Origin of the sequence: Nitrospirillum amazonense (assembly GCF_029594735.1) — a bacterium.
Lineage (GTDB): Bacteria > Pseudomonadota > Alphaproteobacteria > Azospirillales > Azospirillaceae > Nitrospirillum > Nitrospirillum amazonense.
Window position 1 is genome coordinate 544,672 of the sequence record NZ_JARPAF010000004.1, and the last position, 21,888, is coordinate 566,559.

Genomic DNA, 21,888 nt, shown 5'->3' on the forward strand with positions numbered 1-21,888 from the left:
GTGGGCCCTCAGTTGACCATCTCGATGGTGGCGGTGAACATTTCCTGCAGCGTCGACATGATCTTGGCGGCGGCCTGGTAGGCCTGCTCCAGGGTCGAGACCATGGCCGTCTCCTCATCCAGGCTGACGCCGGACTGGGAACTCAGCGCCGTGGTCGCGTCGTCGAGGGTGGAGCTGGCGGTGTCGGCCTTGGTGCTGGCGGTGGACGCGGCGGTGGCCGCACTGCTGATGATGGTGGAGGCGTAGCCCGACAGGGTGGTGGTGGCCTTGGCCAAGCCGCCGGCGCTGCTGAAGCTCTGCGTGCCGGTGAAGGCGTCCTCCAGCGCCGTGACGGTGCTGACGTCGCCCGAGGTGATGGCGCTGTCGCCCACCGCCAGGCTGCTGCTGTCCGACAGGGTGCCGGTGGGCAGCAGCGAGCTGTCGGCGGCGATGGCGCTGTTCACGGCGATGTCGCTGGCGCCGGTGCCGGTCAGCACGTCGTTCAGTCCGAAATAGAGCGAGGCGCCCTCTTTGCCGGTGCCCACGCTGCTGTCCATCTCGTTCACGGCGATGCCGTCGCTGCTGTCGGCGGCGGCGATGGTCAGGTGGCCGTCGCTGGTGATGCTGGCGGTGAAATTGCCGCTGGCGTTGATGGTGTCCACCAGGTCCTGCACCGTGGACACCCCGCTGAGGTCGACGTCCAGCACGGCGGCCGCGTCGTCGCTGCTGTCCACCGCCACCAGGCGCAGGGTGCCGGTGCCCGACAGGCTGTCGCTGGCGCTGACGGTCGCCGTGCCGGTCAGCGATGTTGCGGCCGGATAGCTGGTACCCTGGTTGGACACGGTGTTGACCGTGGTGATGAGGGTGCTGGCCAGGTTGTCCAGGCGGGTTTGCTGGTCCACCAGCGTGTCGTCGCGCAGGGTGATCAGGGCGCCGATGGCGCCGGATTTCACACTGCCGGTGATGTCGGTGCCGTCCACGCTCAGCGCGCTGAAGCCCGTGGGATAGGTCGTGCCGGCGTCGACGCTGGCGGCGGCGGTGTAGCTCAGGGTGTGGGCCGTGCTGCCCACCAGCACTTGGCCGGAGGATGTCGACACCTGCATGGCGCCGGTGTCGTCCACCGAATAGCTGACGCCCAGGTAGCTGGACAGGGTCTTCAGCTGGGTGTCGCGCTCATCCTCCAGATCGGCGGTGGACTGGCCGGCGGCCTTGGCGGCGACAATCTCCTTGTTCAGGCTGGCGATGGTGGTGATGGCGGTGTTGGCCGAATCCACGTCGCTGGCGATGTCGCCGTCCGCCTGGGCGCGCAAACCCTGCACCGTGCTGGACGCCTCGGAAATGGTGCTGGCCATGGTCTCCAACGCCGTGACGGTGGACGCCTTGTCCGTGTCGGTGCCGTTGCCGGATGCCAGCGTGGACAGGTCGCTGGTCACGCTGTCGATGACGTCGGCGATGGAGGTGCTGCCCGACACGGTGCCGTAGGCGCTGTCCACATCGGCCATGTAGCTGCTGAGCGTGCTGGCCTGGCTGTCGGCCGAGGTGGCGGACACCACCTGCCGCAGCAGGTACTGGTCCACATCGCGCGTGACGCTGCTGACGCTGACCCCGGACGCCTGGCCGTTGACGGTGACGGCCGTCTGGTTGGCCGTCTTCTTGGTGTAGCCGTCGGTGCTGACGTTGGCGGTATTGGCGCTGGTGACGGTGATGGCCGTCTGCGTCGCCGTCAGGGCGGATTGGGCGATGGATCCAGCGGTGCGGAGCGACATGGGATGCGTCCTTTCAGGCGGTGAACTGCACGCAGTGGCGCGCCTGGTAGCTGTCGACGCGCACCTGCCGGCCCCGCCCGGGATAGTAGCCGCGCACGTCCTGCGCCCGTTCCCGCGTCACATGCAGCAGGCCCTGCAGGCGTGAGCGCCGGCCCTTCAGCTCCGCCGCCATGCCGGCCTGCAGCGCCGCCATTTCCGCCATCAGTCCCTGCAGCTGCGGCGCCCAGTGCCGGCCGGTGGCGGCGCGGCCCTGGCCGCCCTTCTGGGCCGCCACCTGGGACAGGGTCACACGGGCCACGGCCTCCGCCTCGCGCAAGTGCTTCAGGGCATCGTACATGGCGCGCCGCCGCTGCAGGCTGGCCTCGGGCTGGCTTGCCGCGGCCTGGAAGGCGGCGAAGGCCTCCACCAGCGCCACCGGGAACTGGGTGCCGCCGGGCGGCGGCGCCGGCAGGACGGGAGCGGCCTCCGGCGCCGGCTCCGCCACGGTGATGGCGGGCTCAGGCGCCGGCGTGGCGAACAGGCGGGACAGGAAGCTGGTCATCGCGCACCCCGGCGGTAGGAGGGCAGGTAAGCGTTGTTGAGCGCCCGCGAATAAAGCGTCAGGGCGCGGGCCCGCTGTTGCTGCACCTCGATCAGGGGGCGCAGCTCGGCCAGGGCCTGCTCCAACCGTTCCTGGTAGCGGGTCAGGTCGTCGATCAGGGCCAGCTGGGCGGCGCGGCGGATATGGCCGCCCACCCGCACGCCGGGCGTGAGGGCGGAGCGCACGGCGGCGTTCAGCCGCTTGCCCTCGCGCAGCAGGCGGTCCAGGCGCGTGGGATCGAAGGTGGAAGAGCCGGGGGCGGGGCCGTCGGCCGCCGGCTGCTGGATCGACTGGGCGAGGAGGGGGACGTACGGGTTCATGGCGCCGTCCCCTTACCGCTTGGCTTGGAGCAGGGTGTCCATCATGTCCTGCGCGGTGGAGACCACCTTGGCGGCGGCCGAGTAGGCCTGCTGCGCGTAGATCATGCGGCTCAGCTCGTCCGACACGTCGACGTTGGAGCTTTCCAGCGACTTGGACTCGATGGTGCCGGCGCCGTCGCTGCCCGCCTCCTTCAGGGAGTAGGTGCCCGACGCCGTGGATTGGGCGTAGGTCTGGCCGGATACGGCCGTCAGGCCGTCGGCGTTGGCGAAAGTGGCCACCGGGATCTTGTAGACCGTCTTGGACTGGCCGTTGTCGAAATTGGCGACGACGCTGCCGTCGGTGTTGATGTCCACGCTGGTCAGCGTGCCCTTGGCGTAGCCGTCCTGCTTGGGCGTGCCGGTGGTGGTGACGCTGGGGGTGGAGGACCCGCTGGCGTACTGGGTGATGGACCCGCTGCCGCCGTTCTCGCCATAGTCCAGGGTGATGGTGCTGTCGGTGGCGCCGCTGCTCCACCCCGTGATGCCCAGCTGGATGTCGGTGGTGGGCGAGGCCAGCGAGCCGTCGCTGTTGAACACCAGGCTGACGGGCGTGCCGCTGGTGGTACCGGTGACCGTGGACCCGTCGGTGGCCGACACCGGGTTTGAGGCATCCAGCTCCCAGGTGTTGGTGCCGGTCTTGGTCCAGGTCATGGTGACCGTGCTGCTGTTGCCCAGGCTGTCGTACACCTCGGTATCGGTGGTGTAGCTGCTGCCCACCGTGGCGTCGGAAGGCAGGTTCAGGCTGCTGGTCACCTTGGTCGTCGCCTTGGGCGAACCGGAGATGTCGTCCAGGTTGATCTTTTCCAGGCTGGCCGTGTCGCTGCGGTTGGTGGCCAGGATGTTGCCGCTGTCGTCCGTGGCCCAGCCTTCCAGGTAGAAGCCTTCGGTGTTCACCAGATAGCCGCTGTTGTCCTCGCTGAAGCTGCCGTCGCGGGTGTAGTAGGCCTGGGTGCTGCTGCCGTCGTTCACCACGAACATGCCGTCGCCATCCAGCGCCAGGTTGGTGGTGACATCGGTAGAGGTGATGTCGCCCTGGCTGCTGACCGTCTGCGTCGTGCCGGCGATGACCCCGCCATAGTCGGCGGAGCTGGTCTGGCTGTCGGTCAGCAGGGCGGTGAACGAGGTGTCGGTCGCCTTGTAGCCCGTGCTGGACGAGTTGGAGATGTTGCTGGAGATGGAGGTGAACGCCTTGGACTGGGCGTACAGGGCCGAGGTGGCGGTGTTCAGGGCGCTGAAGATGCTCATTGCCGTGTTTCCTTGCGGGCGGGCGGGCGGCGGTGCGGCCGGAAGCTGGGAAAGTCGTTGTGGATCAGAGGATTGACGTCACGTCGTCCATGGCGATCTCGTAACTTCCCAGCGTCAGCTTGGCCGTGCCGGTGGAGGTGTCGACGCCCGTGACCTTGCCGACGCCGTAGGCGCTGACGCTGCTGGCGGCGTTATCGGTGGTGGCGGTGATGGACAGGGTGTAGGTGCCCGAGGTGGCGGTGCCGCCATCCGTCTCGGTGCCCTTCCAGGTGATGTAGTTGGTGCCGGCGCTGGTGCTGCCGGTGCCGGAGTAGACGACGTTGCCGCTGCTGTCGCTGACCGTGTAGCTGACGCTGTCGGCGTCGGACGGCAGGGTGTAGCTCCAGATGGCGGAGCCATCCTGCAAGGGCGCCTCGTCGCTGTCGGTGGATACCGTCTGGCCCAGGTAGCTATAGGCCGGATAGCTGCCGGTGAAGCTGCTGAGCGAGCTGCTGATGCCTTCCAGCAGGGTGTTGGACGCCTGCTGCGCCTCCAGGCTGGACATCTGCACCAGCTGGGTCGTGAAGGTGCTGGTGTCCATGGGACTGGTCGGGTCCTGCGTCTGCAGCTCTTTCAGCAGCAGGGTCAGCATGGTGGTGAAGTCGCCCAGCGAGCTGGTGGACGAGGAGGAGGCGGTGGTGCTCGTTGTGCTGGTGCTGCTGCTGGAACTGGTGCTGCTGACCGTCGTCATGATCCGACCTCTCCGTCCTCCGCCGCTTCCCCGGATCCTGGAATGGGACCTCGGGCCGGAATTGGCTTTCGATCGGTTCAACGCCGGCCTTCACAGAAGCGGGCGCATTTTTTTTGACGGTTCCAAAAAAAAGTTCCGGGCCACGAAGTCCTCGCCCGGCTTATATGCTTTCAATGCGTTTGGTTAATCTCGGATGCGAGGACATTGAGTATTTAAGTAGGCAGAATTTTACTGGTCATGTATTGCCGATCGGCAGTTTCTTCCTAGCGTGCCTGTCGTCCTCACGGCGGACATTCGCAAAAATGGCGGGAATCCTGGGGTTTCCGGGCCCGGCCTTCGCTGGGGCGCCCGGCAGATTTTGCCCATCGGTGCCGGGGCCGCCCGGTTTCCAGATGCGGCGACGGTTTGCCCGCCGCCGCGCGTGAGGGGAAAGGGCATGAATGATGAGGGGCGGCATGCCTGAAAACCTGACACGACCGCGCCGCGATGAGCGGGGCGGCGGCACCCCTCCGACGGGTGAGGCGGCGGGGGGCGACCCGTCCCTGGCCGCGGCGGCGTCCCTGCTGGCGGCGGGGCGGGCGGACGCGGCCTGGGTGCTGTGCCGTCCGGCGTTGGCGGCGGGCGCGCGCACGCCCGGCTGGCTGGCGCTGGCCGGCCGCGTGTTGCTGGCGCTGGACCGGCCGGCAGAGGCGGAGCCCGTGCTGGCCTTGGCCGCCGCCACGGCGCGCCCGGATGAGGCGGCGGACCTGGGCCTGTTCACCCTGTGGGGCGTGGCGCTGCGCCGCCTGGGCCGCGTGCCCCAGGCGGAACCTGTGCTGCGCATGGCCCTGCGCCTGTCGCCCGGGGACGCCGTATGCCACAGCAACCTGGCGGCAGTGCTGCGCGCGCTGGACCGGCTGGCGGAGGCGGAGGATGCCGCCCGCGCCGCACTGGCCCTGGACCCCGGCCTGGTCAACGGCCATGTCAACCTGGCGTCCATCCTCATGGCCCAGGGCCGCCCCGGCCTGGCGCTGGCCGCCAGCCGCCGGGCCCTGGCGGCCGAGCCGGCGCAGGCGGAGGCGCTGTACACCCAGGCTGCGGCCTTGCAGGCGCTGGGCGACCTCAGGGGTGCCGCCGAGGCCTGGGCCGCCGGCGTGCGCGCCCATCCCACCGATGCCCGCCTGGTGTTCGGCCGGGCCAACCTGGACCTGGCACGGGGGGATCTGGCCGCCGGATGGGTAGGCTACGACGCCCGCCTGGCGGCGGAGCCGCAGCGCTTCCGTGCCGCTCCCGCCCTGCCGGCCTGGCGGGGCCAGCGGCTGGACGGCTCCCTGCTGATCTGGCGGGAACAGGGCCTGGGGGATGAGCTGATGTTCGCGACCTGCTATGCCGCCGCCATCGCGGCGGCCGGATCGGCGGTGGTGCGCTGCGATCCCCGCCTGGCGGGCCTATTCGGCCGGGCCTTTCCCGGCGCCCAGGTGGTGGCGGAGGCGCGGGAGGGGGCGGCGCCCGATCCGGCGGAAGGCCGGGCCGTGGCCCAGGCGGCGGCGGGCTCCCTGCCCGGCCTGCTGCGTGGGCGCCTGGCCGATTTCACGGGGCCGGCGGGCTACCTGCGGGCGCGGGATGATCTGGTGGCCCGCTGGCGGCGTCGCCTGGCGGACCTGGATGGGGATGGGCCGCGCACCCTGAAGGTGGGCCTGTGCTGGCGCAGCGGCCTGGCGATCGAAAGCCGCGCCGGACGGCAATCGGATCTGGCGGACTGGACGCCCCTGCTGGCCCTGCCGGGGGTTGCCGTCCTCACACTGATGTATGGCGACACGGAAGCGGAGCGGGCGGCCCTGGGCGCCCTGGCGCCGCGCCATTTTCCGGACCTGGACCAGCGCGACGACCTGGAGGGGCTGGCCGCCCTGCTCTCCTGCCTCGACCTGGTGATTACCGCGCCCACCGCCACGGGTGAGCTTGCCGGCGCCCTGGGGGTGCCGGTCTGGCGCCTGGCGGGGGAACTGGACGTGACCTGCCTGGGCACGGGCGCGCGGCCCTGGTTTCCCAGCATGCGCGTCTTCCGCACCGGCGTGCGCGACCGGCGGGATGTGATCCGCGACATGGCAAACCAGGTGGCCAGCGGCATGACTTTCGGGCCGCTTTAGGACGCGACCGCCGGATGGCGGCGCCCGCCGCATGAGGCCACATCAAAACACGCCCCGGCCATCGGCGGGGGCGTGTTTTGGCGGCGCGTGCTCAGGAGGCGTGGCGCAGGGCGTGCGGCCGGTCGGCGTAGGGGCGCACATGCTCCGCCCGGCGGGACCGGTCGCGGATGATGCGCAGGGCCTCCAGCAGGGTGCGGCGCTGGTGGCTATCCAGGTCGGCCAGCAGCAGATCGTTCACCGACTGGCGCAGCGGCTGCAGCCGGCGCAGCACGGCCAAGCCTTCCGGCGTGGCGGACAAGAGTTTCCGGCGGCGGTCGCTGGGATCGTCCTCCTGCCGGATCAGGCCCTTGCGCAGCAGCTCCGTCACCGTGGCGCTGATGTGCGGACGGGACAGGCCGCGGGCGGCGGCGATCTCGGACGAGAAGATGCAGCCCGCGCGGCCCAGGTCGGCGCCGGCGTAGGCGTCGGCATGCGGGTCGTTGGCCGGCTGGGTGGGGCCGTCGTTGAAGTTGCGGTCACCCGCCACGTTCATCAGCACGGTCCACTGCGGCGCCGTCAGTCCGGCCTCTTCCAGCAGGGGCTCGCTGTGGCGGACCAGGGCGTTGGCCACGTCGATGACGCACAGCGCGATAGCGTCTTCGGCGCGGAAATGGGCAAGGGCGTCGGGCATGGAATGGAACCCCCACATAACTGTTTTCACGCCCCCACCATGATCCCTCCGACCCACCCCGGCATTGACCAGGATCAATCACGCGCCGCCTTATCCGAAGGGAGGGGTTCAAAACGAAACGGGCGGCCATCCCGGGGGCGGCCGCCCGTTCTCAAACCAACCGTGACAGGGGAGCCCGAAGGTCCCCCCGGGGATCACAGCGTGCGCAGGTTACCGGCGGCCGACTTCCCCTTGCGGGGGTCGTGCTGCAGGTCGAAGCTGACCTTCTGGCCCTCGTTCAGCGAGCGCAGGCCCGCCTGTTCGACGGCGCTGATGTGCACGAACACGTCGGCGGTGCCATCCTCCGGCTGAATGAAGCCGTAACCCTTGGTGCTGTTGAACCACTTAACGGTGCCGATAGACATGGTGTCTCCTTAGACGGGTAGTTCCCGGTCCAAATGTCGCCCGGCCGCGGGTATGCGACGGCGGGCATCAAATCATGACGGGAGCGAACCGGTGGACCGGGCAGGGCTCCGCGACAAATTCGATGCCATAGTCATGGAATCCAACTCGCCCGAGGACAAGCAAGAAAATCTGAACAATACTTAAAGTGATTGGCGAGCTGTACTGATGGATGAGGAGAAGCAGTGCCCGTATATGACCTTTGGCCTTTCGGATGAGGGGGGTAGGCCGCCATTCCCCCGGTGGATGGCTGGCGGATATTAAGATGCCATTCGCACCGGGATGCCGAAGACGCGCAGGGCCTCGCGCAGTTCGGGCAGGGCCCGCTCCACCACGGCCTTGCCCTCGGCGATGGCCTCCTCCGCCCGGTCGAATTCCAGGAGGCCGATGTGGCCCAGGCGTGGCTTCAGGTGGATGTCCGGCGGCTCGCCGGCCAGGCGGGACCGGGTGATGCGGTCCAGCGCGATGCCCAGCGAGGTCGCCATCACGCCGAACATGCTGGGTCCCTCATACTTGGGCGGCTGCGGCCGGGCGCGGCGGGATTGCAGGAAGGCGGACAGGAACTCGAAATTATGCTTCTGCGGCGCCTCGCCCCCCAGGTCGGCCGGCGCCTCCATGTCCTCTGTCGCCGGGGCGGCGTCGGGCGGGGCGGCGGCGCCCGCCTCGCCATCATGGCGGCCCCGGGTGCGACCGATGATGTCGGCGTTCAGGTCGACGGCCACCACCATGGCGGCGCCCATGGCGCGACAGGCGGCCACGGGCACGGGGTCGACCAGCGCGCCGTCCACCAGCCAGCGGCCGTCGACATGGGATGGCGGGAAGATGCCCGGCATGGCGTAGGAGGCGCGCATCGCCTCCACCACCGAGCCGCGGCGCAGCCACACTTCCTTGCCCGTCGCCAGGTCGGTGGCGACGGTGATGAAGGGGCTGGACAGATCGTCGAAGGTGGCATCGCCCAGATGCTGGTTCAGTTCGGCCAGCAGCTTCTCGCCCCCGATCAGGCCGCCGCCGCTGCGCAGCCGCAGGTCCAGCAGGCCCAGGATGCGCATCTTGGTCAGGTTGCGCGCCCAGTGCTCCAGCGTCTCCAGATGGTTGCCGAGATAGACGCCGCCCACCAGCGCGCCGATGGAACAGCCTGCCACCACGTCGGGGTGGATGCCGTGCTGGGCCAGGGCCTGGAGCACGCCGATATGCGCCCACCCCCGGGCGACGCCGCCGCCCAGCGCCAGGCCTAAGGTGGGGCGGGGGGCGTGGCGCTCAGGATGGCGGTCGGGCATGGCGGTCTTCTCTCTGTCGGCGGGGACGACATTAAACTAGGGGGCGGGGCCGGGCGGCACAGCGTACCGGCTTCTGTTAGTCGGTGAAAGTGGCACGGGGTGGGCCGGCTTGGGGGCGAAATGGGGCCGGGCTGGCGCGCGTGCGCCGCTCTGCTATGGTGGCGGCCCCTTGCCACCGCCCGGATGACCAGGCCATGACCAGCGCGCCCCGGCTTCTGTTCCCCGTCCCGCAGCCCACCGTGGCCGTGGCCGGGCTTGATGCCGTCTTCCCCGTGCACCGCATCTATTGCATCGGACGCAACTACGCGGCGCACGCCCGCGAAATGGGCTCCGACCCCACGCGGGAGCCACCATTCTTCTTCCAGAAGCCGGCCGACGCCGTGCAGGTGGTGATGCCGGGCACGGTGGCGGACCATCCCTATCCCACGCTGACCAACAACTATCATTATGAGGTGGAGCTGGTGGCCGCCATCGGCGTGGGCGGCCGGAACATCCCGGTCGACCAGGCGCTTACCCACGTCTTCGGCTACGCCGTGGGCCTGGACATGACCCGCCGCGACCTGCAGCGCGCCATGGGCGACATCAAGAAGCCGTGGGAAATCGGCAAGGCCTTCGACCACAGCGCCCCCATCGGCCCGCTGCACCCCGTGTCCCAGGTGGGGCACCTGGCCGCCGGCGCCATCACCCTGTCGGTGAACGGCGAGGTGAAGCAGTCGTCCACCCTGGGCCAGATGACCTGGAAGCTGGCGGAGCAGATCGCCAACCTGTCCCAGGCCTTCGCCCTGTTGCCCGGCGACCTGATCTTCACCGGCACGCCGGAGAATGTGGGCCCCGTGGTGCCGGGCGATGTCATCACCGCCCACATCGACGGTTTGCCCGACCTGTCGCTGCGCATCACCGACCGGGCGTGAGGGGGAGGCGCCAGGAAGGGGGGCGCCGGCCGGCTGTGGCTGGCGGGGCCGCCTTCGTGCTAAGCATGGCCCCGTCTTTTCCCGTGCCGGGCGCCCGTGCCCGCAGTCCGAGGTTCGCCGGTCCCTTGTCCAAGAAGCCTAAGTCCCAGCCGCGCCACACCGCCACCCTGCCACTCGTGAAACGGCTGGCCGGCAACTACCTGCGGCCCTATCTCGGCATGGTGCTGCTGGCCAGCATCCTCATCGCCATCAACGCCGGCAGCTCCGCCGTGCTGGCGCAGAAGCTGGTGCCCCTGATCGATGAGGTGCTGAGCGGCAAGAACCCCGGCTATCTACGCACCTTCGCCGTCATCGTTTTCGCCACCTTCGTGGTGCGCGGCTTCTCCGGCTACTTCTCGGCCGTGCTGATGAACAACGTGGGCCAGCGGCTGGTGGCGGCGTTGCAGAAGCAGCTCTACAACCACCTGATCAAGGCCGACCTCGCCTATCTGCATTCCCTGCCGTCGGGCCAGCTGGTCTCCAGCCTGGTGAACGACGTGAACCAGGTGCGCCAGGGCACGGCGGAGGTGCTGACCAACTACGGCCAGAGCGTGCTGACGCTCATCTTCCTGGTGGGCGTGATGTTCCAGCAGGATTGGCTGCTGGCCACCATCTCGCTGACCGTGGTGCCCTTCACCACCCTCATGCTCAGCCGCATGACCGGGCGCCTGCGCCGGGTGGCGGGGCGCACGCAGGCGGCCCTGGGCACCTTCGCCAGCATCCTGACCCAGACCTTCCAGGGGGCCCGCCATGTGAAGGCCTACGGCATGGAAGAGTATGAGATGCGGCGCGTGGCCGGCATCGCCGACGATTTGCGCAAGCTGACGAACAAGTCCTTCCGCGTCTCCTCCTCCCTCATCCCCATCAATGAGGTGCTGAGCGGCGTCATCTTCGTCGGCGTCATCATCTATGGCGGGCTGGAGGCGGCGGCGGGGCACAGCACGGCCGGCACGCTGACCAGCTTCACCGGCGCCTTCCTGCTGGCGTTCGAGCCGCTGAAGCGCCTGTCCAAGCTGCAGACCCAGCTGCAGGTCAGCCTGGCCTCGGCGGAGCGGGTGTTTGCCCTGTTGGACACGCCGCCGCGCATCATTGACCGGCCGGGTGCTGCCGAATTGGCGGTCGCCTCTCATGCCATTAAATTCAATGACGTGCGCTTCGCCTATCAGGACGGCACGGTGGCCCTGGATGGCGTGTCGCTGGAGGTGCCGGCGGGCAAGACCGTGGCCCTGGTGGGGTCCAGCGGGTCGGGCAAGACCACCATCCTGAACCTGATCCCCCGCTTCTACGACGTCACCGGCGGGTCCGTGACCCTGGGCGGCCAGGACATCCGCGACGTGACGCTGGCCTCGCTGCGCAGCGCCATCGGCTTGGTCAGCCAGGAGACGGGGCTGTTCGACGACACCGTGCGCGGCAACATCGCCTATGGCCGCGTCGGCGCCACGCAGGAGGAGATCGAGGCGGCGGCCAAGGCGGCGGCGGCGCACGACTTCATCCTGGGCCTGCCCCAGGGCTATGACACCCGGGTGGGCGAGAACGGCGTGAAGCTGTCCGGCGGCCAGCGCCAGCGCATCGCCATCGCCCGCGCCATGCTGAAGAACGCCCCCGTGCTGCTGCTGGACGAGGCGACCTCGGCGCTGGATAGCGAGTCCGAGCGCCTGGTGCAGGATGCCCTGCGCCGCTTGCAGCAGGGCCGCACCACCCTGGTCATCGCCCACCGCCTGTCCACCATCATCGATGCCGACCGCATCTATGTCATCGATGGCGGCCGGGTGGTGGAATCCGGCACGCACGACGAATTGCTGGCGCTCGACGGCGCTTACGCCCGCTTCCACGCCCTGCAGGCCGGTGGTGGCCCCGGGGCGGTGGCGGAGCTGGGCGCGGCCCCGGTGACGGCGGCCGGCGCCCTGTCGGCGGCGGGTTGAACCGATGGGCGCAGGGTGATCACGACCATGGTTGCCCTGTTTCTCCTGATCATCGTCGGCACGCTGGGCGCCGTGTTCGGCGGTTTGGTGCTGATGCTGGCGCGCCAGGGGGGGGCTGCCCTTTTCGTTCATCCGCGTCTGCCCGATCCTGGTGCCCCGCCGGACGGGTCCGGCTTGCGCGCCGTCGCCTATCCCACCGCGGATGGTGTCACGCTGACGGCCTGGCTGGGCCAGCCGGCGGGTATCACCAAGCCGGTGGTCCTGGTCCTGGCGGGACCGGGGCAGCGCCGGGCGGACCTGTCAGGACTGGCAGCGACCTTGGTGGCCGCCGGCTATGGCGTCATGGTGACCTGTCGCCGCCCTCTGTCCCTGACGATGGGGGACTGGGGGGAAACGGCGTTGCTGGCCGATGCCCGCGCCGCCTTGGATCATCTGACGGCGCAGGGCGTCTCCGGCTCCCGCCTGGTCATCCTGGGCGTGTCGGCGTCGGCGGCCCTGGCCCTGCAGATGGCCTGGGAACGGCGACCGGCCGCCGTGGTGCTGGCAGCCCCGCCAACCTCGGGCGCCGATCTGCTGGTCGGCCGTTGGCATCTGTCGGCGCTGGCGGGCATGGCCAGCAACCCGCTGGCCGTGGTGGGCCGCTTGAAGATCGCCCCTCCCGCCTGCCCGCTGCTGGTGCTGCATGGCCAGGCCGACCGCGTGGTGCCGCCAGCCATGGGCCAGGCGGTGTTCAACGCCGCGCCGCAGCCCAAGCAGGCCGCCTGGATCAAGGGCGCCGGCCACGCCGACCTGTGGGCCAAGGGCGGCACCGACGCCCTGCTGGACTTCCTGGCCGGCCGCAAGGGCCCCGCGCCGACCCTGGATCAGGAGGCGCCGTGGCGGGCGCCGGGCTTGCCCGCCGTTAGATCCTGATCCACATAGCGCCGCAGCCGGAAAGCGGGGGAACCATCGGCGTAATAGTCCTCCTCCACCGAGGTCTGGTGGAAACCCAGGCGGTGGTACAGGGCGCGGGCGGCGTCGTTCTCCGGATGCACCTCCAGCGACAGCCATTGGTGGCCGGTGGCGCGGGCGTGGTCCAGGGCGGCCCGCATCATGGCCTTGGCCAGGCCCCGGCAGCGCTGGTCGGGATGGGTGGCCAGGGAATAGACGCGCACGCCCCGGGTGCCCCGGCGGGACAGCAGCACGGCGCTGGCCGCCAGGCCACCGTCGGGGCCATCGATCACCAGGATGTGGGCGGACGGCCGCTCCAGCAGGCGGCGGAAGCTGCGCCGGCCCATGCGGTTGAACTCGAAACAGATCTTCTCCAGCGCCAGCAGCGCCTCCAGGTCGGCCGGGGTGGCGGGGCGGGGCGGGGGAGCGGCGGTGGCGGGGGGCGTTGTCATGATGCCGTGAAGGTACGGGGCCGCGCGTCGGGGAGCCAAATCAAAAACCCTTTATCTTCCGGCCCCGGCATTGGCATGGAGATTTAATGCGCGCCGCCGGGACACTGGGGACACCACGGCGGACTTGGGTGCCGTGGCCTTTCCAGAGGAACGCACCATGGCACGCATCATCGTCATCGAACGCGGCCCCGGCGGCCTGTGGGCCGCCCACGACAGCGCTGGCCTGATCGGCGGCACCTTCACCGAGCGCCGCGCCGCCGTGACCTTCGCCACCTTCCAGCCCGACCACCCCACCGTGCTGCTGCGCGCCGGTTGGGCGGGTCCGGCTGGCGCGAAGGCCCGCGCGGCGGCCGCACCCTTTCCCAGTACGCGCTTCTGAGGGGGGGCGCCATGCCGGACTGTGCCACAGCCGTCCTTTCCCCTTCGGTTCCCGTGCACCCCTTTGCGCGGGCGGCTTCCGACCTGGTCGTGGTGGTGGAGCGGCGGCAGGACTTCCGCTGGCCCGACCCTGATGGCCGGGTCATGACCGCCGGCGCCTATGTCGCCACCCGGCCGGCCCGCCCGCGGCGCGTCATCAATTTGTGCCGCCACGCCGACTATCTCTCCGCCGGCTACTACGCCTCCCTGCTGGCGGAGGCGCGTGGCGACCGGGTGACGCCGGCCCTGCGCACGCTGGCCGACCTGGTCGAGGCCGGGGCGGGCCCCGGGGCGGGTCAGGCCGACTTGGCCGACAGCCTGGCCGACCTGAACCCCCGCCTGGTCCATCTGCCGCCCCCGCCGGCGGGTGTGGCCCGGCACGCCGCCAACATCTATTTCGGCCGCACGCCCGATGTCGGCCTGACCGATGTCGCGGCCCGCCTGTTCCAGCGCCTGGACTGCCCGCTGATGCGCCTGACCCTGGCGTATGGGGAGGGGGCGTGGCGCATCGCCGGTGTCGCCCTCCTGGGCACCGACGCCGTGCCCCGAATGCACGACGTCTTTTTCCTGAACGCGCTGGAGACGTACGCCCGCCGGCGCTGGCAACGGCCCCGGGGGCCGGCGGCGGCGTCCTTCACCCTGGCGGTGCTGCACGACCCGGCCGATCCCCTGCCGCCCAGCAAGGCCAGCACGCTGGCGCATATGGCGCGGGTGGGCGCCGACCTGGGCGTGCGGGTGGAGGTCATCGGCCGCCGCGACTACCGCCACCTGGCGCGGTTCGACGGCCTGTTCATCCGGGAGACAACGGCCGTGCCCCACCACACCTTCCGCTTCGCCCGCAAGGCCGAGGCGCTGGGCATTCCGGTGGTGGACGACGCAACCAGCATCCTGCGCTGCACCAACAAGGTCTTCCTGGCGGAAACGCTGGCCGGCCACGGCGTGGCCACCCCGCGCACCCGCCTGGTGACCCGCGCCACCGTGGCGGAGGTCGGGTCTGCGCTGGCCTTCCCCGCCGTGCTGAAGGTGCCGGACGGCGCCTTCAGCCGGGGGGTGGAGCGGGTGATGGACATCGACGCCTTCCACCGTGTGGCGGCCGACCTGCTGGCGCGGTCACAGATCATTCTGGCGCAGGACTACCTGCCCACCGCTTTCGACTGGCGGGTGGGCCTGCTGGGGGGTGAGGTGCTGTTCGTGGCGCAATATTACATGTGCCCCCGGCATTGGCAGATCGTGCGCCACGCCGCCGACGGCAGCCATGACGAGGGTGCCACCCGCGCCGTGGCGGTGGCCGACACCCCGCCCGCTGTCCTGGCCGCGGCGACGGCCGCCGCCCGTCTGATGGGCAACGGCCTTTACGGCGTGGATCTGAAGCAACTGCCCTCAGGCGAAGTCGTGGTGATCGAGGTGAACGACAATCCCAACCTGGATGTGGGGGCGGAGGACCGCGCCGCCGGGCCCCTGCTGTGGCGCCGCGTCATCGGCCACTTCCTGACGGCCGCCGGCCGCGCGCCCATGCCCGGCAGCACCGCCGTGTCCGCCGCCGACCTGCCGGTCGGCAGCCTGCCCGCCCCGGAGCATGCGGCCCTGGCCCGCGCCGCGGCGGTGCGGGCGGCGGTGGCGTGACCTGCCAAGTGTGAAGGGCCGGGCGTGAGGGTGCCGGTGACGGAATGGCTCCATCCGCCGATGGGGCCATTTCGCTTTTTTGGTTGGAAGCGTGCGGGGGTGCGGGTATTCAAGGCGCTTGGTTTAACCGGCCCGTGGTGGGTATTCCGCCGGGCTGCCTGTTCCCTGCGGCGGACGTCCCCACATGAGGGGGGCCCCGCGCCAGGTTCCAAGGACGTCGTACCCTATGCTGCGCTTTTCACCGCTCAAGTCCGCGTTGATCGCCCTGGTCTGTTTCCTGGGCGTGGTCTTCTCCCTGCCCAGCCTGATATCCAAGGATTACCTGCCCGGCTGGATGGCCGATCGGCACGTCAACCTGGGCCTGGACCTGAAGGGCGGCTCTTACCTGCTGCTGCAGGTGGACAGCGACGCGGTGGCGAAGGAACGGGTGGAAAGCCTGATCGATGAGGCCCGCACCGCCCTGCGCGCCGCCAAAATCCAGACCGGCAGCGTCACGCCCGCCGGCCGGTCCGTGACCATCACCGTCGCCGACGGCGGCGACGTAGACGCGGCGCGCAAGGCCCTGGGGCCCATCGCCACGGCCACCACCGGCGGCGGCGTGCCCGAGGTGGACCTGCGCACCGACGGCCAGGCCATCGTGCTGACCCTGACCGACGCCGGCTTCAAGGACCGCATCGACAAGGCGATGGCGCAGTCGCAGGAGATCGTCCGCCGCCGCATCGACGAGACGGGCGTGAACGAGCCGGTGGTGGCCCGGCAGGGCAGCGACCGCATCCTGGTGCAGCTGCCCGGCGTGGAAGATCCCGGCCGCATCAAGCGCCTGATCGGCCAGACCGCCAAGATGACCTTCCGCCTGGTGGTGACGGACGAGGCCCCGCGCGCCGACGGCGCCGCCCCTCCCGGCACGCAGGTCCTGCCCGTCGTGGACGGCCGGGGCGAGCGCAAGATCCTGGTGCGCAAGAAGGTTGAGGTCGACGGCGCCAACCTGACCGACGCCAGCCCCACCACCGACCAGAACGGCCGCTGGGTCGTGGCCTTCCGCTTCGACAGCATCGGCGCCCGGCGCTTCGCCGAGACGACCACGAACAACGTGGGCAAGCCCTTCGCCATCGTGCTGGACGACAAGGTCATCAGCGACCCCATCATCCAGGAGCCCATCACCGGCGGCCGTGGCCAAATCGCCGGCAGCTACACCGCCCAGACGGCCAACGACCTGGCCGTGCTGCTGCGCGCCGGCGCCCTGCCGGTGCCGCTGACCGTGGTGGAAGAACGGACCATCGGGCCGGAGCTGGGCGCCGACAGCATCCACGCCGGCCTGACCGCCGTGGCCGTGGGCTTCGTCCTGGTCGTGGCCTACATGATCGTCAGCTACGGCATCTTCGGCCTGTTCGCCAACGTCGCCCTGCTTTGCAACCTGTTCCTGACCCTGGCCCTGCTGGGCATCCTGCAGGCCACGCTGACCCTGCCCGGCATCGCCGGCGCCCTGCTGACACTGGGCATGGCCGTCGACGCCAACATCCTGATCAACGAGCGCATCCGCGAGGAACTGCGCAAGGGCGCCACGCCCCTGGCGGCGCTGGAGGCCGGCTTCTCCAAGGCCTACGCCACCATCACCGACAGCAACCTGACCACGCTGATCAAGATGGCCATCCTGTTCTCGGTCGGCACCGGGACCATCAAGGGCTTCGCCGTCACCATCAGCCTGGGCATCCTGACCTCGATGTTCACCGCCACCGTGGTGGCGCGCGCCATCACCGCCAGCTGGTTCCGCCGCTTCCGGCCCAAGACGCTGACCGTGGGCACCCGCCTGCGCCCGGCGCCGGACCACACCAACTTCCAGTTCATGCGCGGCCGCTACATGGGCATCGGCCTGTCGGTGTTCCTGTCGCTGGCCTCCGTCGTCCTGTTCTTCAAGCCCGGCCTGAACTACGGCGTGGACTTCGCCGGTGGTGTCGTCATTGAGATCCGCACCGACGGCCCGGCCGACTTCAGCAAGCTGCGCTCCAAGATGGAAACCCTGCACTTGGGTCCCGTCCAGCTGCAGCAGTTCGGCTCCCCCTCCGACGTGCTGATGCGGCTGGAGCAGCAGGCCGGCGGCGACGCCGCCCAGCAGGGGGCCGTCAAGGCGGTGCAGGAGGAACTGAACAAGGACTTCCCCGGCGCCGTCATCCGCCGCCAGGAAGCCGTGGGCGCGTCGGTCAGCGCCGAGCTGTTCCACGACGGCATGCTGGCCTTGGGCCTGGCGGCCATCGCCATGCTGGGATACATCACCTTCCGCTTCGAATGGCAGTTCGGCATCGGCGCCGTGGTCACCATGCTGCTGGACGTGACGAAGACCGTGGGCTTCTTCGCCATCACCGGCATGCAGTTCAACCTGACCTCCATCGCCGCCATCCTCACCATCATGGGCTATTCGATCAACGACAAGGTCGTGGTCTATGACCGTGTGCGTGAGAACCTGCGCCTCTACCGCAAGATGCCCCTGCGCGAGCTGATCGACCGCAGCATCAACGAGACGCTGAGCAGGACCATCGGCACCTCGCTGGCCATCTTCCTGGTGACCGTGCCCCTGGCCCTGCTGGCGGGCGAGCAACTGCGCGAGTTCGCCTGGGTGCTGCTGTTCGGCGTGGTGCTGGCGACCTCGTCGTCCATCTTCATTGCCGCCCCCATCCTGCTGTTCCTGGGGGAGAAGAGTCTGCGCCGGCCGGTGCCGGCCGATGGCTCCGCCGCCCCGGCGGCCCCGGCGGAGTAAAGGAAGTATCGGGGTGCCGGTTGTTCGGGGGCAGCGGCCCAGGGCAACCGGCATGCCAAATAAAAATCCAACAAAAACAGATTGTTGCAAAATCGCTCTAGACAAAATTGCAACAAAAGAGGCAATAAGCGCCGGGTGATGGGCAGAAAATGCCGACGCGATTCTGCCGATTCATTTGCACACCTGTTCCGCGATGTCGCCCACTACTGTAAAGAATCAATGATTACAGTTCAGTAAGGGTTGGTCCCCCGGTTGCGTCGGCGGCCGATGCGCATGTGCGCATCCTTTGGAGGGGGCCGGGGGAAAGTCCAAGGCGGCCCTATCCAAGGTTTCTTCATCGGGGGAGACCTTTACCCATGAGCTCCATCGCCGCCTCGGGATCCAGCCAGTCGCAGTATGCGGCCTGGCAGGCCCAATGGGCGTCGCGAACGCAGGCCTCGGCCGGCGCCGACGACGCCAGTTCCTCAACCTCCACCACCGCCACCGGATCGTCCACCGACGACGCCTCCGCCCTGCTAGGCGGCGGTGTCGCCAGCGGCATTTCCGGCAGCCCCTTCAGCTTGCAGATGCTGTCCCTGCTGCAGGGCATCGGCGACAGCGCCGATGGCAGCGGCACGGGCGCCGGCAACCCGCCGCCGGGGCCGCCCCCAGGGCCGCCGCCGGGTGATGACGGCGCCAGCGGCGGCGGCTCCGGCGCCAACGCCATGGACCCGCTGATGAGCCTGATGATGCAGACGGCCTTCGGCACGTCAGGCGCGTCCGGCGGCACAGCCTCCACTGACGGGACCACCCCCGCGTCCACCGACGGCACCACGACGGACGGCATCTCCAAGCAGGCCTTCGAGTCCGCCTTCGGCACCGGCACCGGGGCCACGGAGCTGGCGGACAAGACGTTCGCGCAGCTGGACACCGACGGCAACGGCACCATCAGCCAGTCCGAGGCGCAGAGCGCGCTGAAGTCGGCGGGTAGGGGCCACCATGGCGGCGGCCACCACCACCATGGCGGGGGTGGCGGCGTCGGCGGCTCGTCCTCCAGCCAGCCGGCGTCCACCCTGCTGAGCGACACCAGCACGGACGACAGCGACCCGACCTCGGCGGCCAGCATCCTGGGCGCCATGGACGAGACGTCATCCTCCACCGCCACGACAGCCACCACGGCCGCCAGCGCCACCACTGGCACGACGGCCAGTGGCGCCACCGCCACGGCCTCTTCCACCAGCGGCAGCTCGGGCAGCAGCTTCACCTTCGATGGCGTCACCATCGACAGCAGCACGATGCTCAGCGGCTCGGCGCTGGCCTTCATGGCGCAGTTGCAAGGCCAGCTGGCCGCGGCGTGAGCCGGGGACGCCGGCCCCTGAAACAGGGGGGCGTCCGACACCGGGGCCTGAACCTGCAGCGGCGGCATGAAACCATGCCCCGCCGCAAGGTCATTGCCCTTTTGTCGTGGGCGCGATCGTCGCGCGAATGCCTGGAACGGCGGTTGCGTCTGGGGTCGGGCGCGTGTCACCGACCGCGCCCTTGGAATGCGGGGACCGGTTGGGGGAGCCGCGTCCGAGGCCTTCTCCTCACGGGAGCGCACCCCCATGACCTCCATCTCCTCCCTGGGCTCATCCCAGTCGCTTTACAGCGCCTGGCTGAGCCAGATGGCGTCCGCCGGCACATCCACCGACGACAGCTACGACACCAACGCCACCGACAGCTCGACCAGCAGCGGCACAAACAGCGCCGGCACCCCCGCCGCCCCCAGCTTTCAGATGGGCGGCGTCCAGATGGGTGGCGGGCTGCTCAGCCTGTTGCAGGGCGTGGGCGACGGCGGTGACGGCACGGACACCGCCACCACGTCGTCCTCCTCGGGCACCAGCAGCAGCGACGGCACCGCCAATTCCGGCGATGCCCTGCTGCAATTGCTGATGCAGACGGCCAGCGGCACGTCGTCCGGTTCCAGCGCCACTTCCAGCGCCACTTCCAGCAGCGACGGCACGTCTTCCACCACCAGCGGCATCAGCGAAAGCGCCTTCGAGTCCGCCTTCGGCAGCGGCACGGGCAGCACGGCGCTGGCGGACAAGGTGTTTTCCAGCCTCGACACCGATGGGGACGGGACCTTGAGCCAGTCGGAGGCGCAGTCCGCCCTGCAATCGCTGGCGGATGGCCCGGGCGGAGGGCAGGGGGCCGGCGGCATGGGCCCACCGCCTCCGCCGCCGGGCGGCTTCGGCACGGACGGAGCGTCCTCCTCCTCCGATAGCGGCGGGACGACGGCGTCCTCGACATCGGACATATCCTCCACCGCCAGCGGCAGTGGCAGCAGCATCACCATCGACGGCGTCACCATCGACACCAGCACCATGCTCAGCGGATCGGCGCTGGCCTTCACGGCGCAACTGCAGGGCTCGATGGCGGCGTAGGCCAAAAACGAACGCCGCCCAGCGGGTCACCCCGGGGCGGCGTTCGTCCTTATCGTCGAACCGGCATCAGTCCAGGTTCACCAGCTTGACCTTGCGGTTCTCCATGGCCAGGGCCAGCTTGCCGTGCTTCAGCGCCAGGGCCTGGCGGCCGAACAGGTCGAAGCGCCAGCCGGTCATGGCCTGCACCTTGGCGTTGTCATCGGCGGCGATGGCTTCCAGGTCGGCGGCGTTGGCCACCAGGCGGCTGGCCACGTCCTCGTCATCGCATACCAGCTTCAGCAGCACGCGCAGCAGTTCCACCGTGGGGGCGATGCCGGCGGGCAGTTCGGCGCGCGGCTCCGTCCGGGGCAGGGCGCCGTCGGGCAGGCTGCGCGCCTTCTCGATGGCCGCCAAGATTTCGGTGCCGTAACGACCCGCGGCCATGCTGGGACCCAGGCCGCGCGTGCGGCCCAGGTCGTCCACCGTGCTCGGGGTGTGGGCGGCGATTTCCATCAGGGTCTCGTCGCGCACCACGCGGTTGCGCGGGATGTCCTTGCGCTGGGCCTCGCGCTCGCGCCAGGCGCACAGCTCCTTCAGCACGGCGATGAAGCGCGGCTTGTCGGTGCGCGGCTTCAGCCGGCGCCAGGACTCGTCCGGGTCCTGGCGGTAGGTGTCCGGGCTGGTCAGGATGGCCATCTCATCGGCCAGCCATTGCTCGCGCCCCGTCTTATCCAGGCGGCGGCGGATCTTCTCATACGCCGGGCGCAGGTGGGTCACATCCGACAGGGCGTAGGTCAGCTGCCGGTCGGTCAGCGGCCGGTTGGACCAGTCGGTGAAGCGGCTGGACTTGTCGATGCGGGCGTTGGTCAGCTTGGTGATCAGCGTCTCATAGCCCACGCTGTCGCCAAAGCCGCAGACCATGGCCGCGACCTGGGTGTCGAACAGGGGGGTGGGGACGGTGCCCGTCAGGTTGAAGAAAATCTCCAGATCCTGCCGGGCGGCGTGGAAGACCTTCAGCACGGCGGGGTTGGCCAGCAGCGCGAACAGCGGCGACAGGTCGATGCCGTCGGCCAGCGGGTCGATGGCGGCGGCCTCGTCGGGGCCGGCCACCTGCACCAGGCAAAGCTGCGGGTAGTAGGTCTTCTCCCGCATGAATTCGGTATCGACGGTGACGTACGCGGCGGAGGCCAGGCGGTCACAGAAGGCGGAGAGGTCGGCGGTATTGGTGATCAGCGTCATGGGGTTCTTCACATACTATAGCTAAGCGCGCGTGCATAGGGCCTGCTGT

General features: G+C 69.7%; 19 protein-coding genes. 9 read left to right on the top strand and 10 right to left on the bottom strand.

Annotated features, from left to right (window positions below):
- Nucleotides 1–8: 8 nt before the first annotated feature.
- From flgK to P5F91_RS23265, 5 genes are all read right to left on the bottom strand, one after another.
- Nucleotides 9–1,745, bottom strand: a complete 1,737-nt coding sequence (gene flgK, locus P5F91_RS23245) for a flagellar hook-associated protein FlgK (protein WP_145608385.1) — start codon at nt 1,743–1,745, stop codon at nt 9–11.
- A 13-nt stretch (nt 1,746–1,758) separates the two neighbouring features.
- Nucleotides 1,759–2,286 (bottom strand): hypothetical protein, encoded by a 528-nt coding sequence (locus P5F91_RS23250; RefSeq protein WP_277908392.1) that lies wholly within the window; start codon nt 2,284–2,286, stop codon nt 1,759–1,761.
- Nucleotides 2,283–2,645 carry a hypothetical protein gene (locus P5F91_RS23255; protein WP_277908393.1) on the bottom strand — a complete coding sequence of 121 codons (363 nt, stop codon included), beginning with the start codon at nt 2,643–2,645 and terminating at the stop codon, nt 2,283–2,285. Before P5F91_RS23255 ends, P5F91_RS23250 begins: the two co-directional genes overlap by 4 nt.
- Nucleotides 2,646–2,657: 12 nt before the next feature.
- Nucleotides 2,658–3,929 carry a flagellar hook protein FlgE gene (gene flgE / locus P5F91_RS23260; RefSeq protein WP_145608380.1) on the bottom strand — a complete coding sequence of 424 codons (1,272 nt, stop codon included), beginning with the start codon at nt 3,927–3,929 and terminating at the stop codon, nt 2,658–2,660.
- Between the two features lie 64 nt (nt 3,930–3,993).
- Entirely contained in the window at nt 3,994–4,659 is a 666-nt protein-coding gene (locus tag P5F91_RS23265) for a flagellar hook assembly protein FlgD (protein ID WP_145608379.1), read from the bottom strand.
- A gap of 455 nt (nt 4,660–5,114) precedes the next feature.
- Between P5F91_RS23265 and P5F91_RS23270 the strand changes: the two genes are divergently transcribed.
- Nucleotides 5,115–6,785 (top strand): tetratricopeptide repeat-containing glycosyltransferase family protein, encoded by a 1,671-nt coding sequence (locus P5F91_RS23270; RefSeq protein WP_186454497.1) that lies wholly within the window; start codon nt 5,115–5,117, stop codon nt 6,783–6,785.
- A gap of 91 nt (nt 6,786–6,876) precedes the next feature.
- On the opposite strand, the gene P5F91_RS23275 is transcribed toward P5F91_RS23270, so the two are convergent.
- The 3 genes from P5F91_RS23275 to P5F91_RS23285 form a co-directional block, all read right to left on the bottom strand.
- Complete coding sequence (locus tag P5F91_RS23275; RefSeq protein WP_157999595.1) at nt 6,877–7,455, bottom strand: MarR family winged helix-turn-helix transcriptional regulator; 579 nt, start codon at nt 7,453–7,455, stop codon at nt 6,877–6,879.
- A 194-nt stretch (nt 7,456–7,649) separates the two neighbouring features.
- Entirely contained in the window at nt 7,650–7,859 is a 210-nt protein-coding gene (locus P5F91_RS23280) for a cold-shock protein (protein WP_040849967.1), read from the bottom strand.
- A gap of 297 nt (nt 7,860–8,156) precedes the next feature.
- Nucleotides 8,157–9,173 carry a patatin-like phospholipase family protein gene (locus P5F91_RS23285; protein ID WP_145608376.1) on the bottom strand — a complete coding sequence of 339 codons (1,017 nt, stop codon included), beginning with the start codon at nt 9,171–9,173 and terminating at the stop codon, nt 8,157–8,159.
- A 194-nt stretch (nt 9,174–9,367) separates the two neighbouring features.
- Here P5F91_RS23285 and P5F91_RS23290 point away from each other — a divergent pair, with 194 nt between their 5' ends.
- The 3 genes from P5F91_RS23290 (at nt 9,368) to P5F91_RS23300 (ending at nt 12,957) form a co-directional block, all read left to right on the top strand.
- Nucleotides 9,368–10,084, top strand: coding sequence for a fumarylacetoacetate hydrolase family protein (locus tag P5F91_RS23290; RefSeq protein WP_277908394.1), 717 nt, complete (start codon nt 9,368–9,370; stop codon nt 10,082–10,084).
- Between the two features lie 125 nt (nt 10,085–10,209).
- A complete protein-coding gene (locus P5F91_RS23295; RefSeq protein WP_277908395.1) occupies nt 10,210–12,045 on the top strand; it encodes an ABC transporter ATP-binding protein in 1,836 nt (611 codons plus the stop codon).
- Between the two features lie 27 nt (nt 12,046–12,072).
- The gene (locus tag P5F91_RS23300; RefSeq protein WP_145608371.1) at nt 12,073–12,957 is read left to right on the top strand and encodes an alpha/beta hydrolase; all 885 of its coding nucleotides are present in this window, start codon (nt 12,073–12,075) and stop codon (nt 12,955–12,957) included.
- On the opposite strand, the gene P5F91_RS23305 is transcribed toward P5F91_RS23300, so the two are convergent.
- On the bottom strand, nt 12,909–13,427 hold the full coding sequence (locus P5F91_RS23305; RefSeq protein ID WP_145608370.1) for a GNAT family N-acetyltransferase: 519 nt from the start codon (nt 13,425–13,427) through the stop codon (nt 12,909–12,911). The two genes, P5F91_RS23300 and P5F91_RS23305, sit on opposite strands and share 49 nt — an antisense overlap.
- 157 nt (nt 13,428–13,584) lie before the next feature.
- Between P5F91_RS23305 and P5F91_RS23310 the strand changes: the two genes are divergently transcribed.
- The 5 genes from P5F91_RS23310 (at nt 13,585) to P5F91_RS23330 (ending at nt 20,621) form a co-directional block, all read left to right on the top strand.
- Nucleotides 13,585–13,806: a hypothetical protein gene (locus tag P5F91_RS23310; RefSeq protein WP_145608368.1), complete on the top strand. Its 222-nt coding sequence runs from the start codon at nt 13,585–13,587 to the stop codon at nt 13,804–13,806.
- A gap of 11 nt (nt 13,807–13,817) precedes the next feature.
- Complete coding sequence (locus P5F91_RS23315) at nt 13,818–15,467, top strand: RimK family protein (protein WP_145608367.1); 1,650 nt, start codon at nt 13,818–13,820, stop codon at nt 15,465–15,467.
- Nucleotides 15,468–15,693: 226 nt separating this feature from the next.
- The gene (gene secD / locus P5F91_RS23320) at nt 15,694–18,219 is read left to right on the top strand and encodes a protein translocase subunit SecD (protein ID WP_277908397.1); all 2,526 of its coding nucleotides are present in this window, start codon (nt 15,694–15,696) and stop codon (nt 18,217–18,219) included.
- A gap of 356 nt (nt 18,220–18,575) precedes the next feature.
- Nucleotides 18,576–19,556 (top strand): EF-hand domain-containing protein, encoded by a 981-nt coding sequence (locus tag P5F91_RS23325; protein ID WP_145608363.1) that lies wholly within the window; start codon nt 18,576–18,578, stop codon nt 19,554–19,556.
- Nucleotides 19,557–19,802: 246 nt separating this feature from the next.
- The gene (locus P5F91_RS23330; RefSeq protein WP_277908398.1) at nt 19,803–20,621 is read left to right on the top strand and encodes an EF-hand domain-containing protein; all 819 of its coding nucleotides are present in this window, start codon (nt 19,803–19,805) and stop codon (nt 20,619–20,621) included.
- A gap of 66 nt (nt 20,622–20,687) precedes the next feature.
- Here the strand turns inward: P5F91_RS23330 and rnd are convergent, their stop codons facing one another.
- Nucleotides 20,688–21,839 (bottom strand): ribonuclease D, encoded by a 1,152-nt coding sequence (rnd, locus tag P5F91_RS23335; protein ID WP_277908399.1) that lies wholly within the window; start codon nt 21,837–21,839, stop codon nt 20,688–20,690.
- Nucleotides 21,840–21,888 lie beyond the last annotated feature (49 nt).

Bases quoted from the DNA above. Each gene is read 5' to 3' on its own strand.
- P5F91_RS23285 (WP_145608376.1), bottom strand. From the start codon at position 9,173: ATGCCCGACCGCCATCCTGAGCGCCACGCCCCCCGCCCCACCTTAGGC.
- P5F91_RS23330 (WP_277908398.1), top strand. From the start codon at position 19,803: ATGACCTCCATCTCCTCCCTGGGCTCATCCCAGTCGCTTTACAGCGCC.
- P5F91_RS23270 (WP_186454497.1), top strand. From the start codon at position 5,115: ATGCCTGAAAACCTGACACGACCGCGCCGCGATGAGCGGGGCGGCGGC.
- P5F91_RS23325 (WP_145608363.1), top strand. From the start codon at position 18,576: ATGAGCTCCATCGCCGCCTCGGGATCCAGCCAGTCGCAGTATGCGGCC.
- flgE (WP_145608380.1), bottom strand. From the start codon at position 3,929: ATGAGCATCTTCAGCGCCCTGAACACCGCCACCTCGGCCCTGTACGCC.
- P5F91_RS23300 (WP_145608371.1), top strand. From the start codon at position 12,073: ATGGTTGCCCTGTTTCTCCTGATCATCGTCGGCACGCTGGGCGCCGTG.
- P5F91_RS23310 (WP_145608368.1), top strand. From the start codon at position 13,585: ATGGCACGCATCATCGTCATCGAACGCGGCCCCGGCGGCCTGTGGGCC.
- secD (WP_277908397.1), top strand. From the start codon at position 15,694: ATGCTGCGCTTTTCACCGCTCAAGTCCGCGTTGATCGCCCTGGTCTGT.
- P5F91_RS23280 (WP_040849967.1), bottom strand. From the start codon at position 7,859: ATGTCTATCGGCACCGTTAAGTGGTTCAACAGCACCAAGGGTTACGGC.
- P5F91_RS23250 (WP_277908392.1), bottom strand. From the start codon at position 2,286: ATGACCAGCTTCCTGTCCCGCCTGTTCGCCACGCCGGCGCCTGAGCCC.
- P5F91_RS23255 (WP_277908393.1), bottom strand. From the start codon at position 2,645: ATGAACCCGTACGTCCCCCTCCTCGCCCAGTCGATCCAGCAGCCGGCG.
- P5F91_RS23275 (WP_157999595.1), bottom strand. From the start codon at position 7,455: ATGCCCGACGCCCTTGCCCATTTCCGCGCCGAAGACGCTATCGCGCTG.
- P5F91_RS23315 (WP_145608367.1), top strand. From the start codon at position 13,818: ATGCCGGACTGTGCCACAGCCGTCCTTTCCCCTTCGGTTCCCGTGCAC.
- rnd (WP_277908399.1), bottom strand. From the start codon at position 21,839: ATGACGCTGATCACCAATACCGCCGACCTCTCCGCCTTCTGTGACCGC.
- P5F91_RS23290 (WP_277908394.1), top strand. From the start codon at position 9,368: ATGACCAGCGCGCCCCGGCTTCTGTTCCCCGTCCCGCAGCCCACCGTG.
- flgK (WP_145608385.1), bottom strand. From the start codon at position 1,745: ATGTCGCTCCGCACCGCTGGATCCATCGCCCAATCCGCCCTGACGGCG.
- P5F91_RS23265 (WP_145608379.1), bottom strand. From the start codon at position 4,659: ATGACGACGGTCAGCAGCACCAGTTCCAGCAGCAGCACCAGCACAACG.
- P5F91_RS23305 (WP_145608370.1), bottom strand. From the start codon at position 13,427: ATGACAACGCCCCCCGCCACCGCCGCTCCCCCGCCCCGCCCCGCCACC.